This is a genomic window from Candidatus Chlorohelix sp. (genome assembly GCF_037138995.1).
Taxonomy (GTDB): domain Bacteria; phylum Chloroflexota; class Chloroflexia; order Chloroheliales; family Chloroheliaceae; genus Chlorohelix.
Genome location: NZ_JBAXHI010000001.1, coordinates 88,818 through 103,764, shown reverse-complemented (window position 1 = coordinate 103,764; position 14,947 = coordinate 88,818). Strand labels below are relative to the sequence as shown.

The following is a 14,947-nucleotide window of genomic DNA, read 5'->3' as shown; positions in this document are numbered from 1 at the left end:
ATTTTCTTATGAAAAAATCAAACCCCAGTTGCTCACAAACCGGGGTTTTGCTTGTACTGCCATTCTAATTGTGGGGTCGGCAGACTCGCGTTTGAAAAAGGTTTGCTCGTCCACTTGTCGGGAGGAGGGCGACTTACCGTAATTTTCAAACTCAAGCGCATTATAACCTAATTCATGAACCATGTCAAGGGGTGCGCGACTCATCCCCAAGAGCGTACTAATCCCATATTTGGTTTTATAATTAAACTTTCCAGATTCGCAGTGTGCCATCCTCCGATGCGCTTAAGCCATAGTTCTCATCCAGTACGAAGGCAAAGCCTGTAATGCTATCCTGATGCCCTTGCAGGCTGACCGGAGTTTGATTCAACAATTGCCAGATTATTATATTATTGCCCGGTAGCGCAGCCGCAAGCCGCTTTCCCGATGAGTCAAAAGTCAATTGTCGCACCGCATAATCTTTTGTGTCTAGCAAAAGCCTTTCCTTGCCGCTTGGCAGGTCGTACATACGCACCTTACCGCTGCTACCTACCGCGAGAAGTTTTTTATCAGGCGAAATCGCCAGAGTGGCGATATTATCATCTTCTTTGGTCAGCAATTTTGGTTGTTCGTTGCCATTTATATTCCAAAGATAGGTATTTTTATTGCCCCATACCAGCGCCAGAGTCTGGTTATCTGAAAATGCTAGGCTGGTGGCGCTGATTTCTTCCTGTGTGTTCGGCTTTAATTCTTTGGCAATTCGGTAATTGCTTGTATCATAAAGATAAACCTGTTTGTAAGAGCCAACCGCCAGCTTTTTACCATCCGGCGAAAAAGCAATGCCTCCGATGGCATTATCGAATTGTGCAATCTCCGCTTGCTTGCCAGCTTCTGTATCCCATAGCAATAGCTCATCGTAGGAGGTTGAGACAAGCCGCTTGCCATCTAGCGAGAAAGCCAGATTATAGGGCGTGTTTTTATGACCTTCTAACTGATAGCGGATAGTACCTTTTGCAAGGTCGAATAGTACGATTTTTTTGTTTTGGGTAAAAGCAACCTGTTGCCCTTCTGGTGAAAGTGCCATAGTTCTCGCTGGTGAGGATGCCGAGCCTATGCTTTTGTCCAGCTTTAGCCCCTCTAACGTGCTGATGGCAACCGTATTATCGTTTGAAGCAGTTACCACTTGTTTAGAGCCGGGCATCAACTTAAGGCGGGTTATGCTACGTTCATGGGGGTTAGACTCTGCAATTTGCTTACCCTGTTCAGCCTCCCATACTTCCAAGTGTCCCTCGCTATTACCTGCAATGAGAAATTTCCCATCCGGTGTATATAACAATGCTGATAGCGTTTCCGTATTAGGTAATGCTAGTTTTACTGAAGGGTTAAAGCTCATTGTATTTTGATTGGCGATAATATTCCAGAAGCGTAAAGAACCATCGTCAACCGCAGTAGCCAGTACATTACCCGAAGGGCTGAAGGCAACCGCCGTAATATTCTCGTTAGTTTGTAAGGCAATCCGCCCCGCTTCACTAAAGGTAGTAAGGTTGGTAATGGAAAGATTTTGTGGCTTATCAATCACCGCTACGAATTTGCCATCGGGCGAGAAAGTTACCAGATTGGATTCGAGCCTTTGTCCGGGTTGCACATTAGCAGGGGTATTGCCGGGGTTGTTTAGCTCCCACTGACGGCGCGAGTTATCTTCGGCTATTGAATACACGGTTTTACCGCTATTTATAAAATCACAAGCCACCGCAGTGACGGTTTGACCCTCTAAAGTACGTAGGATTTTACCATCGGGCATATTCCAAATAAGCAAAGAACTAGCTGAACCGCATCCCAATAGTTGCTTTCCATCTTGTGAGAAGCGTAACCCGTTTACGGAGCCATTAAAACCTGTCAGTCGGGTTAACTCTTTTCCCGTTTCAGCACGCCATGTTATTAACGTTGCATTGCTATAACTTGTTGCAATTACACTTCCATCCGGTGAAATATCCATTGCAGTTATATTGTTCTGAGGAACTCCCGCCAAGATTCTGGATTCACCGTTTCGCGTAGGTAAAGGGTAAGAAGCTGTTATTGGACGAAATGCGCCGATGGTGACGGCGGAAGCGCCATTGGAACTGCTGCTCGAATTGCCTGAAACTATCAGCAGCAGCATTGCAACCACGGTAGCCAGAATTAAGATTACACTGCCTATAATCACTAATAACGGCATTTTCCCGAATTTTTCACCTGTGGGTGTAGGCGTAGGTGTTTGGTTGGCTACGTTAGGCAATTTCAGGTCAGGTGGGGTATTCGCGCCCGAAATATGCGCCGGATTTGGGGAGGATGGGGTTTGTGGATTCTGGTACATATCAAAGGTGCTAGGATTCGGCATTGGCTCTACCATACCAAGTGGCGTAGTTTTTTCACTATAATTAGGGTTGCTTATATTAAGGGCATGCTGATAAGCCGTGTAAAATTCGGTAGCGCTCTGGAAACGGTCTTCGGGGGTTTTGGCAAGGGCGCGTAGAATTACATTTTGCACATCAGCCGGCACGGTGGGGTTAAATTCCCTCAAAGGTGGCGGTGGCGTGGTGACATGTTGCACGATTACGGAAGTGGTAGCTCCGATGAAGGGTGGTCGCCCTGCCAACATCTCATAAACCATTGCGCCCAGCGAATAAATGTCGCTGCGTTTGTCGGCATTACCATGCGCTTGTTCAGGTGCCATATAAAAGGGCGTTCCCATATACTGCCCGGTTGCGGTCAAGCCGCTATCGCCATCCGAATCAAGGTTTTTGACCAGTCCGAAATCGGTAAGTTTGGCAATATTTCCGTTTTTCTCGTCAATCAGAACGTTGGCAGGTTTAATGTCTCGGTGAATCATCCCTTGTCGGTGTGCGGCTTCCAGTCCAGCGGCAACCTGTCGCAGAATCTCGCCCGTTTCAAAGAGGGGCATCGGTTTACGCAGATTCATGAGGTCGCGTAGGCTTTTGCCTTCCACATATTCCATGACCATGTAAGGCATATTTTTGTGTTGGCTAAGCTCATAAACCCGCACTATATTGGGATGTCGCTCCAATCGCAGTGCATTACGGGCTTCTCCCCGCACAAACCTATCTCGTAATTGGGTGTTTTCTGCAAGTTCACCCAATACAATCTTGATTGCACGTGACTCATCAAGGAGGTTATGGTGTGCCAGCCAAACTTCGCCCATACCGCCTTTTCCCAATCTTCGCTCTAGCCGATAGGTTCCACTGATTACGTCTCCAGCCTGCAACATATTTTCAATATTCCTTCCAGCTTATGAAACGGGGAAACTCCAATTCATTATAACCGATATTTTGAGCATAAAAAATCCGCACCAAACGCGGTGCGGAGTAAAAGTGACGCTGCTATTTCTTTTTAGCTTTAGCCACTTCCAATACCCGGTCATATTCGGTTTTGAAGGCTTTAGCCAGCCCTTCATCGTCAATAATTAGCAAATTTTCATCATTGGACTTGTCGGCGTTGTCGCTGAAGTTAAATGAGCCAAAGATTGTGATATGCTCATCTATGATAATAACCTTGTGGTGCATAACCCAAGGATTGCCGTCCGTATAAACGTCCAGCTTTTGCTCCAGCATTTTTTTGTACTGAGAATAAACGGTTTGTGAACCGGTAGTTTCAAAAACGCCACCGACTTTCACCCCTGCTTTTGCTTTATCCATAATGGCTTTGCCGATTCCGTTATGAGTAAAGGAGAAAGCCATAAAATAAATGCTGGATTTAGCAGCGCCGATTTTATCTACAATCTTTTGGGCAACTCCATCTTCGGCTGAAAAATAATTCTCAATTTTGGTGTTTCCGAGGAGCAGAGAAGGATAGGGTACGCCTTTATCTTTGTTCGGTCCGAACTGCTTCTTGGTGAACATTTTCTCAAATTCGGTAGTATAATTTTGCGCCAATTGTTGGTTTGTAATAAAAATCACATTATTATTTAGGTGATAAGTATCGCCATCGGTGTAATTCCAGCTTCCGGTAGAGACCACCTTATTATCCACCACCGTGAACTTGTTGTGCATAATCGCCCCGCGTTGATCATCCACAATAGGGATATTGGCTTTTTTCAGTTTATCGAAAGCCGCTTGAATATTTTTGTCTTTATTGGTGAGGGTATCGGTGTCTGTAACCATTCGCACCCGCACGCCTCGCTTTGCGGCAGCTACCATTGCGTCCGCTACGTTTGCCAAATCAAAGTCATAATCGGCTATATCAACGGTGCTTTGGGCGGTACTGATGAAATTAGTTAAGTATTGGTCAAGACCGCCTTTGTGATTGTTAGGATTATCCGGGTAAACAGGCGCAGTAAAGTATAACCAGTACCAATCGGTTTTATAGTAACCACCTGAGCCAAGCGCACCCTCAACTACAGCACTTTCGATAGCTTTGGGGGTTGTATCCAAAACGCTACTAACCTCTTGCTGTGGGTTTTCGGTAGCTTCAGCCGTTACTACGGCGGTAGGGGTTTGGCTACCGCCTAGCGCCAACAATGCTACAATCGCGATAGCTGCTACCACAATTAACGCGATACCGGAGACAAGTAATGTCTTGATGGTGCGTTCTCGCTGTGGCACATAATTTTCAGGATCGTTTTTATTACCTTGATTACCAGCCATCTAGTGTGGACTCCTCTCTGTAAAAGGAATAGATTATAAAACAGCCTGCAAAACAACTTGCGCCAAATCATGCGCTGCGTTAGGGCGTGCCAGCGTTAGCGCGGCTTTGCCCATTGCTTCAAGTTGTTGGGTATTCTTTAGAAGCTTCTTGATTTCATCCAGCAAACGCTCCCCGTTCAATTCTGCTTGTGGGATAATAACTGCTGCGCCCGCTTCAACGCTACGCTTCGCATTGCGCGTTTGCTCATCACCGCCGGTTGGCACTAGGGGGATGAAAATCGCTGGTTTACCCAATGCCGAAACCTCAGTAACCGTTCCTGCGCCAGCGCGACTGATTACCAAGTTGGTAAGGGCGAACACATCTCCGATTTCATCTCCCACAAAACGGGTTAGCCAGTAGCGGTGGCGCAACTGTGTAGGCAACCTGCTTTCTACTTTTGCCAAGCGGTCGTAATCCTGCTCATCGCCTGCGGGTTGTTGCCCGCATTGGTGCATAATTCGGCAAAATTGCAGCAACTCGCCTAAAACTGCCTCTATCGCTCGGTTGATGATACGCGCTCCTTGCGCCCCTCCGGTTATATAAATGGTTTGTAGGTGATTATCGGAAGAGTCAAAACTACAATGGGCTATTGCTTTTTCTTTGTCACCCTTAAAAATTATAGAACGTACCGGGTTGCCTGTTACTCTAGTTTTGCGCCGTAAGCGGGGCGGTAGTTCCTGCGCTGCTCCTTCAAATGTCAGGGCTATAGTGCGGGCAAACCGCGCCGTTATCCGGTTGGCAAGACCAATTTGGACGGTTTGTTCGTGGGTTATAACCGGGACTCGCAATAACCAAGCGGCTATTACAGGCGGCACACTGACATAGCCTCCGGTACTTAAAACCACATGGGGATGAAACTTCCACACTTTCCAGAGTGCTTGCACGATACCAACCGGGATTCGGAAAGCATCGGCGATATTCTCACGAGTAAAGTAACCACGCAAGTTATAAGCGCGGCGCAACTTGCCACTTTCTACGCCTTCAAATTCGATGCCCGCTTCGACTGCCAATTTGCTTTCGATGCCGCGTTTATTGCCCAGATAGCGGAATACAGGCTTCCAAGCGGTATTTTGCGCTTGCTCACGGATGGCGCGGACTACCGCTATTGCCGGAGTCACATGCCCACCTGTACCACCGCCCGTAACCAGTATGCGGATTTCTCTACTCAAAATTCCCGTTCCTTTAGTGTTGGTTTATGCGCTATCGTCACACCGTAGTAATGCGCGAATCGGGGCAAAACTGCGGCGGTGATGCGGCGTAATTCCAAGACGATTTAGCCCTTCTATGTGTTCGGGCGTACCGTATCCAACATTGTTTTCCCAGCCGTAGCCGGGATAACGCGCTGCCAGTTTGTACATCAGCCCATCGCGGCAAACTTTAGCGATTACGGAAGCGCATGCAATGGAGAGGCACAGCGCGTCGCCTTTCACAATGGCGGTTTGCTGTTCCAAACCTAGCTCTTTTACCCGCAAACCATCAACCAGCAGATGGTCGTATGCTCCGATTCTGTTCAAGGCGCGTTTCATCGCCAATGCGGTAGCCCCTCGGATATTGAATCGTTCGATTTCGGCAGGGGAGGCTGCTCCTATACCGTAGGCAACCGCCGTTTGACGGATTACCGAAACAAGGCGCACACGCGCTTCACGCGATAGCATTTTGCTGTCACGTACACTGGCTAACCCAGAGAGGGCTTTTTCATCGTTGGGCAAGATTACCGCTGCTGCTACTACACTGGCAGTATAAGCGCCACGCCCAACCTCATCCAAGCCTACTAGGCGGATTTTCCCCTCTAGCCAAAGGGCTTGTTCAAATTCAAGATTTGGAAATATTGGCATAAGTAAGAATTCTTTGTTGACATCAATCTAAGCAAAGTTTACACTTTGCATGAGCGTTTCGCAACCTAGAGAGCGTATAATTATGGATAGGCACCAACCTGACTCTAAAGCCCGCAAAAAATTGGGAGACCTTGGGGAGCGTTTGGCTTCCGAGAAATTAGCGGCGGTGGGTTACAAAATTATAGAGGCAAACTGGCGTTGCCGTTATGGTGAATTTGACCTAGTGGCTTGGCAGGGAAAATGCCTTGTTTTTGTAGAAGTGCGTACAAGACGTGGCGACCAATCCGGTAGCCCCGAAGAGTCTCTGACATCCCGCAAGCTGCGAACCCTGCACTTGTTAGGTGACTTGTATCTACAAGCTCATCCTGAATTATATGATGCACATGGTGAGCCGCCGGAATGTCGCTACGATTTGGTAGCGGTACAATTCAACCGGAGCGGCTTACTCGAACGGCTTGAAGTGGTTGAGAACATTCTGGAGGGTTGATTTGGGTTTGACGCTGTGCTAACCTGAAGAATATAGCTGTTTTGCCTAATACCAATCAGGAATATTAATAAAATGACTATAGATTTTGCTAATAATAGAATAATTAATCCTTTTGGTGAGCTTGAGACTGAGCTTGCCGAAAAAGCTGAACATTTGCAGCGTATCTTGCTTGAAATGGAATCGGTCTTGGTTGCTTACAGTGGCGGCGTTGACAGTGCTTTGTTGCTTAAAGTTGCCGACCTGACGCTTGGCGCGGAGAATGCGGCAGGTTGCCTTGCAATTTCGCCAAGCATACCCCCCCGTGAGATTGCGCTTGCCCGCAAGCATGCCGAAGAAATGGGAGCGCGGCTGATTATTACTCAGACCAACGAAATGGAGCGTGCTGGATATGTGGAAAACAGCCCACAACGCTGTTATTTCTGCAAAAACACGCTTTTTTCGGAACTTAGTGAAATAGCGGCGAGTGGCGGATTTAAATTTGTCGCCGATGGGTTTAACCTAGACGATATGGGCGACTACCGCCCCGGTATGAAGGCTGCCAAAGAGTTGCAAGTGCGTAGCCCTTTGCAAGAAGCAGGGTTGGGTAAATTAGATATTCGCGCCCTATCAAAGACGCTTGGCTTGCCTACTTGGAACAAGCCTGCTGCGGCATGTCTCAGTTCGCGTATTCCATACGGCTCTACGGTTACGGTTGAGGCGCTGGAGATAATTGGCAAAGCGGAAGAACTACTACAGGATTTGGGCTTTAGCGGGGTGCGCGTGCGCCACTACGATAAAATGGCACGTCTCGAAGTTTCGCCCGCCGATTTGCCTCTTTTTGTGCAGGAACCCATCCGTACTCAGGTAACTGAGGGTTTGCATCGGCTTGGTTACAGCTATGTGGCGCTTGATTTAGATGGCTATCGCATCGGAAGCCTGAACGAAGTAATTCAGATTAAGCGAAAGACGACTACATAGGCGTGAATTTCTTTATCAAGCGCGAGGCGTTGGCAAATGTCGAGCAACTGGCGCGAGAGGGCTTTCCATATGAGATTTGCGGTTTTCTCGGCGGGAGTGTGCTTGGTCAGGCAATGGAGCTAAAGCCTGCCCACAATATCTCAGGGCAACCGCAATTGGAATACAATATCGCGCCGGAGCAGACGCTGGAAACTTTACTGGCGTTTGAGATGCGGGGCATGAAATTGACCGGGGTTTACCATTCGCACCCGCGCTATCCTGCTCGTCCTAGCCAAACCGATATAAGGCTGGCAGATTTGCCGGGGGTGGTGTACCTGATTACCTCGGTTTTTGAAAACAATAACGGCACTTTAGACTGTGAGACTCGCGCTTATCGGATTGAGAAGGGACGCGCTCACGAAACTAAACTTGAAGTGATTTAGAATGGCGAAACAAATTCAAGACCTAGATTAATAAATATTTAGACATGTAGTACGTTGTAGCTATTGAATATTAACATTTAATGTTTTACAATATAAATAGTAAAGAAAAAATAGAAATAAATCTCTTAGATGAACTTAATCTCTCCTCCTCTCAAAGAGGCTCACCAATGGTAGCGGGTGAGCCTTTTTGAGTTTTAAATGCTTTTTAGTGTAATATATGAATTGAAATTTGAACTAACAGAGTCACACATTGCAAAACGAGCAGGGAATAAGGTATGTTTGACAGACGAGAGCGGGATTATTTGCGGCACAAAGGACCTACTATGGGTTGTGCCGATGTTACCATCATATCTATTGCCTCTATCACCGCTTTTGTAATTCTGATTATGGTGTTAAGCCGGGCAGATTTTTCTAATCTAGTAGAGAATTTTGGGCGCAATAGTTCCCCGATAGTAAATACACCTGCAACCACAACGGTTAGCCGCACTACCCTTGCGATAATAGCGCCTTCGCCTACTCCAGTACCAAAACCAGTATCTACGGCAACCCCTACCCCTGCTCTTAAAAAACTGGCGTTGTTAACGAATTGTAATCTACGTCCTGAACCTTCCACTACCAAAGGTACGAAGGGTGAATATCGCCCTGGCATTGTATTTATAATTCTAGGGAATGTCGCCGAAGCGGAAGGAATACGCTGGATAAATGTAGAATTGGATGATGGTTCTAAAAATCAGGGCTGGATGTGGGATGTTTGCTTTAATTTGGGCTAAGCTGATATAGATACGAAATCATTCAGGCTTGCTACTACCTGTGAAATGATAGCTTGGTCGTATGTACAGAAGTCTGTTGTGCTATGCCACCTAACTTTTTCTCAATTTGAAAGGAACTTTTATAAATGGCTACTTCTCCCTCTGGTCACGGCATTCAAACCCGCCTTATCCATGCGCCTCGTATTGCCGATGATACCACCGCCGTTAGCCCTCCCATTTACCAGACCAGCACTTTTCGGGTCAATAGCCCAGAAGAGGGCGCGGAATTATCAAATGTGATTGCGCCTGCCACGCTTTACGGGCGTTACGGTACGCCCAATACCAAACAGGTGGAAGCTGCGTTGGCTGACTTGGAGGGTTCGGAAGCGGCGTTGGCGGTTGGTTCCGGCATGGCGGCGGTTAGTATCGCTTTGATGTCCAACCTGAAAGCAGGTGACCATCTGATTGCCCAGAATACCCACTATACCGCTACGTTGACACTATTTACCAATACCTTGCCCTCTTACGGGGTGGAAGTGACGCTCGTGGATCAGCGTGACCCTGAAGCCTTTGCCCGCGCCGTTCGCCCCAATACGAAAATTATCTATACCGAATCGCCCACCAATCCCACTATGGATTTGACCGACCTGAAAGCTACCGCCGAAATAGCGCATGCGGCGGGCGCGTTGGCTATTACCGATAACACTTTCGCTTCGACATGGAATCAGCGTCCGCTAGAACTTGGCTACGATGTGGTGATACATAGCGCCACAAAGTATCTCAACGGGCATGCCGATGTGACGGCAGGGGTTATTCTGGGTAAGCAGGCTTTGATAGAGCGGGCGTGGGATTATGCGCGAGTGATGGGTCCGGTTTTGCATCCCTTCGAGGCGTGGCTGTTGCAACGCGGTCTGAGAACCTACGGTTTGCGGATGGCGGCGCACAATCGCAACGCTATGGAAGTGGCGCACTATCTGGAAAAGCATCCGGCGGTATCGCAAGTCTTTTATCCGGGCTTGCCCTCGCACCCGCAACACGTGTTGGCAAAACGCCAAATGAAAGGCGGTTTCGGCGGAATGCTGGCTTTTGATATGAAAGGCGGCTTTGCCGCAGCCTATCGCCTAATCGGGCGCACCAAAATTTGTGTGTTAGCGGTTAGTTTGGGTGGCGTGGAGACGCTTATCACGCATCCTGCCTCGATGGTACATTCGCGCCAGACTGAGGAAGAATTACGCGCTGCCGGGATTCTGCCGGGACTTATCCGTCTCTCGGTGGGAGTAGAAGATGTAGCGGATATTATCGCCGACCTTGAGCAAGCGTTGGCAGACTGAAAACAGGGCGTGTTGGTAGTTGGATGCGTCCATATTCGATGCAGTTGATAAATATGGTTTGGGTTATTGCCGAAACTGCCCAAGCTGATTACTATAGGGTCTGAATAGGCAAAACCTTTTGTAAAAAACAAAAAGGCGTTAGTGTGGATTATAAAGGCATTATTACGATTGAAGCGGGAAAGCGCGGAGGGCAGCCCTGTATCCGGGGCATGCGCGTCACCGTGTACGATATTCTAGAATATATGGCTTCCGGCATGTCAGTGGAAGAAATTTTGCAAGATTTCCCCTACCTGACGAAAGAAGATATTCTTGCCAGCCTGAGTTATGCGGCTGACCGGGAAAAGCTGATGTTGACGGTTAAAGAATGAAGTTGCTTTTCGACCAGAATCTCTCCCCACGTTTGGTTAATATGCTGGAAGATTTATATCCAGACTCGCTTCATGTTTCTGCTGTTGGGCTTTGTAGCGCCTAATAAGATAGAACCGTCTGGAGATATGCCGAACTTAATCACTTTATGATTGTGACCAAAGACGCAGATTGAGATGTTAGTGACATATCCCTGATGGGCTAATGAATTGTGAGAGGAACGGATGCGCCCAGTGTCCAAAATCGGGTTTTTCAGGAAATTGGCGAAAAAAGCCACATGCCTATTGACAACGAACAAATTTCCGTATATTATTAGAACATAAAATCTGAAAGATACATAAAAGCGTATCCTCTTCCCGACACAATTTTAGCCCGCCGCTCACACGGTGGGCTTTCACTTTTTTTGCAGGAAATTAGATGATTGTTGACACTGCTTGCGCCCAGCTTTAGCACGCTGCACGGCGTGGTCATGCCGTTTCTATTTGTTCTTTTACGCTGAGATTAGCTCAGAACCGCGATGAGTTGCTCAATCGCGAAATCAAGATCGGCTTTCTCGATGACCAGCGGCGGAAGTAGGCGTAACACGTTCGGACCGGCAGGTAACGCCAACACGCCCCGTTCCAGCAAGGCTTTCAGATAGGGTACGACCTTCTGCTTTAGCTCGATGCCGGTAATTAGCCCACGTCCGCGAATTTCGCGCACCACATCGCCCTTTTCCGCAAGCGGTGCAAGGCGAGAGCGCAGATAATCGCCCATCTCGGCGGCTCGTTCCTCTAGTTTGTTATCCTGCATGAACTGGATGGCAGCTATAGCGGCAGCGCATGCAAGCGGATTACCGCCAAAGGTTGTGCCATGCGTACTTTTTTGCAGTTCGCCGAACTTCTCGTCAATCAGCACCGCACCCATCGGCATGCCACCGCCGATGGCTTTTGCCAGCGCCATAATGTCGCCGCGCACACCCTCATGGTCGCCACCCCAGAACTTGCCAGTTCGGCAGAAGCCTGTCTGAATCTCATCCAAAATCAGCAATACCCCTGTTTCATCGCAAAGTTGGCGCAACTCGCGCAGGTATCCGGCGGGCGGTATATGCACCCCGCCTTCACCTTGAATCGGCTCAACCAGAATTGCGGCGGTATTTTCGGTAATGGCATTACGCAATGGCTCGATTTTACCGTAAGGTACGTGACTGAAGCCCGGCACTAACGGCATAAAAGGTTCGCGATACTTTTTCTCCCACGTTGCGCTCAGCGCACCCATCGAGCGACCGTGAAAGCTACGTACAGTGGCGATGATATCGGTTTTGCCTGTAATGAGGCGTGCAAACTTGATGGAAGCCTCTATCGCCTCTGTACCGCTGTTGCAAAGGAAGACCCGGCGCAATCCGGCGGGGGCAACCTCGACCAGTTTTCGCAAAAGTTCCGCACGCTTATCATTGTAGAAAATCTCAGGGCAGGTGATTAAGCGTTTAGCCTGTTCCTCGATGGCTTTCACCACCAACGGGTTGCAGTGACCCACGTTTGCCACACCCTGACCGCCCACGCAATCCACGTAGCGATTGCCTTTATCGTCCCACAGGATAGCCCCTTCCCCTCGCACTATATTTACTTCGCGCTTGGGATATACGCCCACTTCAAGGCTATCTTCGGTGGCTCTGATTTGATCTACAACTTCAAGCGTTTCGGACATTTTTTCCCTCCATCAAACTCAGGGGATAGTAACCCGTTTCAGAAAACAGGTTATCCAAAATAATTAACTGATTACTGTGCCTTTGTGCGCGATTGCAGCGGAAATGGGTTTATCCACTCGCGCATCGGCGAAAATCACCTCTTTTACGCCTTCTTGCAACGCTTCCGATGCGCCCATTACCTTTTTCTTGAAGCGCCCTTCGGCAAAGCTCATGCTCTCTTCCACAAAGGCTTTTTCAATATGGGTGATGAGCGAGCTTTCGTCCTTCACGTCCCGCAACAAGCCCGGCACGTTGCTCAAAATGATAAGCTGGTCAACTCCTAGCGAAGAAGCAATAATAGCGGCGGCGCGGTCGCCATCTACGTTGATTGCCTCGCCCGCGTAGCTGATAGCGGGAGGCGTTACTACCGGCAAATAGCCGTTATCCAGCAACAAGGTGAGTAGCCCGATATTGACCTTTTCCACTTTGCCGGTGAAATCGTCCCGCAAAATGCGCTTGCGCCCCTCGCTGTCAATAATTTTGATAGCATCCTTGCGCGTACCTTCCAGCAAACGCCCGTCAATCCCGCTCAAGCCTACCGCATTTACGCCTTTAGCTTGCAACATTTCTACGATGCTTTTGTTGACCTTACCGCAATAAACCATCTCGAAGATTTCGAGCGTTTCGCGGTCGGTATAGCGACTTTCGTAGCCCGAAACGCTGGTCACAAACTTGGGCGGGTGTCCCAGTTTTTCGCTGAGGACGTTGGTTTCGTAAGAACCGCCATGTACCAGCACAATTTTCTGCCCGGCAGCATGCAATTCGGCTAAATCTGAGGTTACCGCCTCGTAATTAATTCCTTTACCGCCCCCGACTTTTACGACTATCATTTGTCTTTTCTCTTAGGCTAAAAATTTATTCAATATTACCAGTGCGGTGAGATACCGCGCCGCTTGCTCAATTCCACCGAGAGTAGGTAGGTAGCTTTACGCTCTCCAATATCCTCAGCCTTCTTGGTGTAATAATATATTGCGCCATCTGGAGTATCCACTTTGCCTGCCAACGCCATGTCAATTTGTACCTGCCAGAGATATTCTTCGGCTGGTCTCATCGCGATTCGATAAATAATCTGGCAAATGGTGCGTTTATCCAGTTGTAAGAGCGAGTCTATCAAGTCGTGCTTCTCGATGTAATCGAAAGCTTGCTCAACATAGCCTACCGCATCGTCTCTGGAGAACAACAAATTTTCGGCAGCGTTTGCGAACTGCTTGATAATCCAGTTTTCAATGTTTTGTCGCCCCAGATATTCTATCCAGTCCATATGCCAGCCCTTCTATTTACAATCGCTCTTCAAAAAATCAGCTATCAGGCAGGGTGTAGCCCGGTAAATTCAAGACTCAGCGTCTCCTCCCACCCAAACATGAGGTTCATCGCCTGTACGCAGTTACCCGCCGCGCCTTTAACGAGGTTATCAATTGCTGAGATAACCACCAGCGCATTGCTGTTCTCGTCTTTTTCGAACCCTATGTCGCAGTAATTGGAGCCGCTCAGAATCTTCGGCTGTGGGTAGCGATAAATCCCCTCTTTGGTTTTGACGATGCGGATAAATGGCTCATTGCCGTATGCCTGACGATACACCTTCCAGATGTCCTTCTCCTGCAAATTTTCTTTCAGGAAAACGTGACAGGTTGCAAGGATACCGCGCACCGCCTCGACTGAGGTAACGGTGAGGTGTATATTGGGTTTAGTGCCGAAGCTAAGTTCCTGAATAATTTCGGCGCTGTGGCGGTGTCCGGTAGCCTGATAAATTCGGCTTACACCGCTGCGCTCCGGGTGATGCCCTGAAAGGCTTGGTTTGTTACCTGCCGCGCTAGAGCCGATTTTAGTTTCAGCCACTATGATATTGGTATCTACCAGCCCGTGTTTAAATAAGGGCATCAAGCCCAACGCCACAGCGGTAGCAGAACAACCCGCCCCGGTTACGTAATTGCTCTCGCGGATTTGCTCACGATGCAATTCAGGGATGCCGTACACGAATTTAGAGAGCCATTCCCTGTTGGGGTGTTCATGCTCATACCATTTCGGGTAATCGGCGGGGTCGCGCAGTCGAAAATCGGCGGAAAGGTCAATAATGCGCGGCGCAAGTTGGGCGAACTTGTCAATTTTGCCCATGGCAGAGCCATGCGGAAGTGCCAAAAACAATACATCGCATTCCTCAAGCTGAGTCATGGAGATGAACTTGAGTTCGGTGCGCTTGCGTAGGTTTGGGTGAATGATGTGAACAAACTTGCCGCTGTTGGTTTCACTGGTAATCTGCGTTACTTCCACATGGGGATGCCCAAGCAGAATTCGCAATAATTCGCCCCCGGTGTAACCGCTACCGCCAACTATGCCTACTCTAATCTTGCTGCCAGACAATTTTTCTATCTCCTGATTTCAAGAATAACGGGAGTCAGGCTAACTTCATCCCGTTTCCCT

At 48.4% G+C, this 14,947-nt stretch carries 16 protein-coding genes; 7 read left to right on the top strand and 9 right to left on the bottom strand.

From position 1 onward, the window contains the following. Positions 1-6: 6 nt before the first annotated feature. The 5 genes from WCK19_RS00475 to WCK19_RS00455 form a co-directional block, all read right to left on the bottom strand. Positions 7-270 (bottom strand): hypothetical protein, encoded by a 264-nt coding sequence (locus WCK19_RS00475; protein WP_342395375.1) that lies wholly within the window; start codon positions 268-270, stop codon positions 7-9. Further along, on the bottom strand, positions 242-3,241 hold the full coding sequence (locus tag WCK19_RS00470; protein WP_342395374.1) for a serine/threonine-protein kinase: 3,000 nt from the start codon (positions 3,239-3,241) through the stop codon (positions 242-244). Before WCK19_RS00470 ends, WCK19_RS00475 begins: the two co-directional genes overlap by 29 nt. Before the next feature lie 112 nt (positions 3,242-3,353). Further along, positions 3,354-4,616 (bottom strand): phospholipase D-like domain-containing protein, encoded by a 1,263-nt coding sequence (locus WCK19_RS00465; RefSeq protein ID WP_342395373.1) that lies wholly within the window; start codon positions 4,614-4,616, stop codon positions 3,354-3,356. Positions 4,617-4,649: 33 nt separating this feature from the next. Further along, entirely contained in the window at positions 4,650-5,825 is a 1,176-nt protein-coding gene (gene murG / locus WCK19_RS00460) for an undecaprenyldiphospho-muramoylpentapeptide beta-N-acetylglucosaminyltransferase (protein WP_342395372.1), read from the bottom strand. A 24-nt stretch (positions 5,826-5,849) separates the two neighbouring features. After that, a complete protein-coding gene (locus WCK19_RS00455; RefSeq protein WP_342395371.1) occupies positions 5,850-6,491 on the bottom strand; it encodes a ribonuclease HII in 642 nt (213 codons plus the stop codon). 82 nt (positions 6,492-6,573) lie between these two features. Between WCK19_RS00455 and WCK19_RS00450 the strand changes: the two genes are divergently transcribed. The 7 genes from WCK19_RS00450 to WCK19_RS00420 all read left to right on the top strand — a co-directional run bounded on the left by WCK19_RS00450 (position 6,574) and on the right by WCK19_RS00420 (position 10,909). After that, on the top strand, positions 6,574-6,978 hold the full coding sequence (locus WCK19_RS00450) for a YraN family protein (RefSeq protein ID WP_342395370.1): 405 nt from the start codon (positions 6,574-6,576) through the stop codon (positions 6,976-6,978). Between the two features lie 72 nt (positions 6,979-7,050). Next, positions 7,051-7,935, top strand: a complete 885-nt coding sequence (larE, locus tag WCK19_RS00445; RefSeq protein ID WP_342395369.1) for an ATP-dependent sacrificial sulfur transferase LarE — start codon at positions 7,051-7,053, stop codon at positions 7,933-7,935. A 2-nt stretch (positions 7,936-7,937) separates the two neighbouring features. Next, positions 7,938-8,357, top strand: coding sequence for a M67 family metallopeptidase (locus WCK19_RS00440; protein ID WP_342395368.1), 420 nt, complete (start codon positions 7,938-7,940; stop codon positions 8,355-8,357). 275 nt (positions 8,358-8,632) lie between these two features. Beyond that, entirely contained in the window at positions 8,633-9,127 is a 495-nt protein-coding gene (locus tag WCK19_RS00435) for a hypothetical protein (RefSeq protein ID WP_342395367.1), read from the top strand. A gap of 125 nt (positions 9,128-9,252) precedes the next feature. After that, complete coding sequence (locus WCK19_RS00430) at positions 9,253-10,437, top strand: aminotransferase class I/II-fold pyridoxal phosphate-dependent enzyme (RefSeq protein ID WP_342395366.1); 1,185 nt, start codon at positions 9,253-9,255, stop codon at positions 10,435-10,437. A 143-nt stretch (positions 10,438-10,580) separates the two neighbouring features. Then, positions 10,581-10,805 carry a DUF433 domain-containing protein gene (locus tag WCK19_RS00425; RefSeq protein ID WP_342395365.1) on the top strand — a complete coding sequence of 75 codons (225 nt, stop codon included), beginning with the start codon at positions 10,581-10,583 and terminating at the stop codon, positions 10,803-10,805. Then, positions 10,802-10,909 carry a DUF5615 family PIN-like protein gene (locus WCK19_RS00420; RefSeq protein WP_342395364.1) on the top strand — a complete coding sequence of 36 codons (108 nt, stop codon included), beginning with the start codon at positions 10,802-10,804 and terminating at the stop codon, positions 10,907-10,909. Before WCK19_RS00425 ends, WCK19_RS00420 begins: the two co-directional genes overlap by 4 nt. 395 nt (positions 10,910-11,304) lie before the next feature. Here WCK19_RS00420 and WCK19_RS00415 read toward each other — a convergent pair whose 3' ends face one another. From WCK19_RS00415 to argC, 4 genes are all read right to left on the bottom strand, one after another. Continuing rightward, complete coding sequence (locus WCK19_RS00415) at positions 11,305-12,489, bottom strand: aspartate aminotransferase family protein (protein WP_342395363.1); 1,185 nt, start codon at positions 12,487-12,489, stop codon at positions 11,305-11,307. A 63-nt stretch (positions 12,490-12,552) separates the two neighbouring features. Then, entirely contained in the window at positions 12,553-13,359 is an 807-nt protein-coding gene (locus WCK19_RS00410) for a [LysW]-aminoadipate kinase (protein ID WP_342395362.1), read from the bottom strand. Positions 13,360-13,394: 35 nt separating this feature from the next. Further along, positions 13,395-13,790, bottom strand: coding sequence for a hypothetical protein (locus WCK19_RS00405; protein WP_342395361.1), 396 nt, complete (start codon positions 13,788-13,790; stop codon positions 13,395-13,397). Between the two features lie 44 nt (positions 13,791-13,834). Beyond that, a complete protein-coding gene (gene argC / locus WCK19_RS00400; protein ID WP_342395360.1) occupies positions 13,835-14,887 on the bottom strand; it encodes an N-acetyl-gamma-glutamyl-phosphate reductase in 1,053 nt (350 codons plus the stop codon). Positions 14,888-14,947 lie beyond the last annotated feature (60 nt).

Excerpts from the sequence above, each read along its gene's own strand:
- WCK19_RS00475 (WP_342395375.1), bottom strand. The coding sequence starts at position 270 with ATGGCACACTGCGAATCTGGAAAGTTTAATTATAAAACCAAATATGGG.
- WCK19_RS00470 (WP_342395374.1), bottom strand. The coding sequence starts at position 3,241 with ATGTTGCAGGCTGGAGACGTAATCAGTGGAACCTATCGGCTAGAGCGA.
- WCK19_RS00465 (WP_342395373.1), bottom strand. The coding sequence starts at position 4,616 with ATGGCTGGTAATCAAGGTAATAAAAACGATCCTGAAAATTATGTGCCA.
- WCK19_RS00455 (WP_342395371.1), bottom strand. The coding sequence starts at position 6,491 with ATGCCAATATTTCCAAATCTTGAATTTGAACAAGCCCTTTGGCTAGAG.
- WCK19_RS00450 (WP_342395370.1), top strand. The coding sequence starts at position 6,574 with ATGGATAGGCACCAACCTGACTCTAAAGCCCGCAAAAAATTGGGAGAC.
- larE (WP_342395369.1), top strand. The coding sequence starts at position 7,051 with ATGACTATAGATTTTGCTAATAATAGAATAATTAATCCTTTTGGTGAG.
- WCK19_RS00435 (WP_342395367.1), top strand. The coding sequence starts at position 8,633 with ATGTTTGACAGACGAGAGCGGGATTATTTGCGGCACAAAGGACCTACT.
- WCK19_RS00430 (WP_342395366.1), top strand. The coding sequence starts at position 9,253 with ATGGCTACTTCTCCCTCTGGTCACGGCATTCAAACCCGCCTTATCCAT.
- WCK19_RS00420 (WP_342395364.1), top strand. The coding sequence starts at position 10,802 with ATGAAGTTGCTTTTCGACCAGAATCTCTCCCCACGTTTGGTTAATATG.
- WCK19_RS00415 (WP_342395363.1), bottom strand. The coding sequence starts at position 12,489 with ATGTCCGAAACGCTTGAAGTTGTAGATCAAATCAGAGCCACCGAAGAT.
- WCK19_RS00410 (WP_342395362.1), bottom strand. The coding sequence starts at position 13,359 with ATGATAGTCGTAAAAGTCGGGGGCGGTAAAGGAATTAATTACGAGGCG.
- WCK19_RS00405 (WP_342395361.1), bottom strand. The coding sequence starts at position 13,790 with ATGGACTGGATAGAATATCTGGGGCGACAAAACATTGAAAACTGGATT.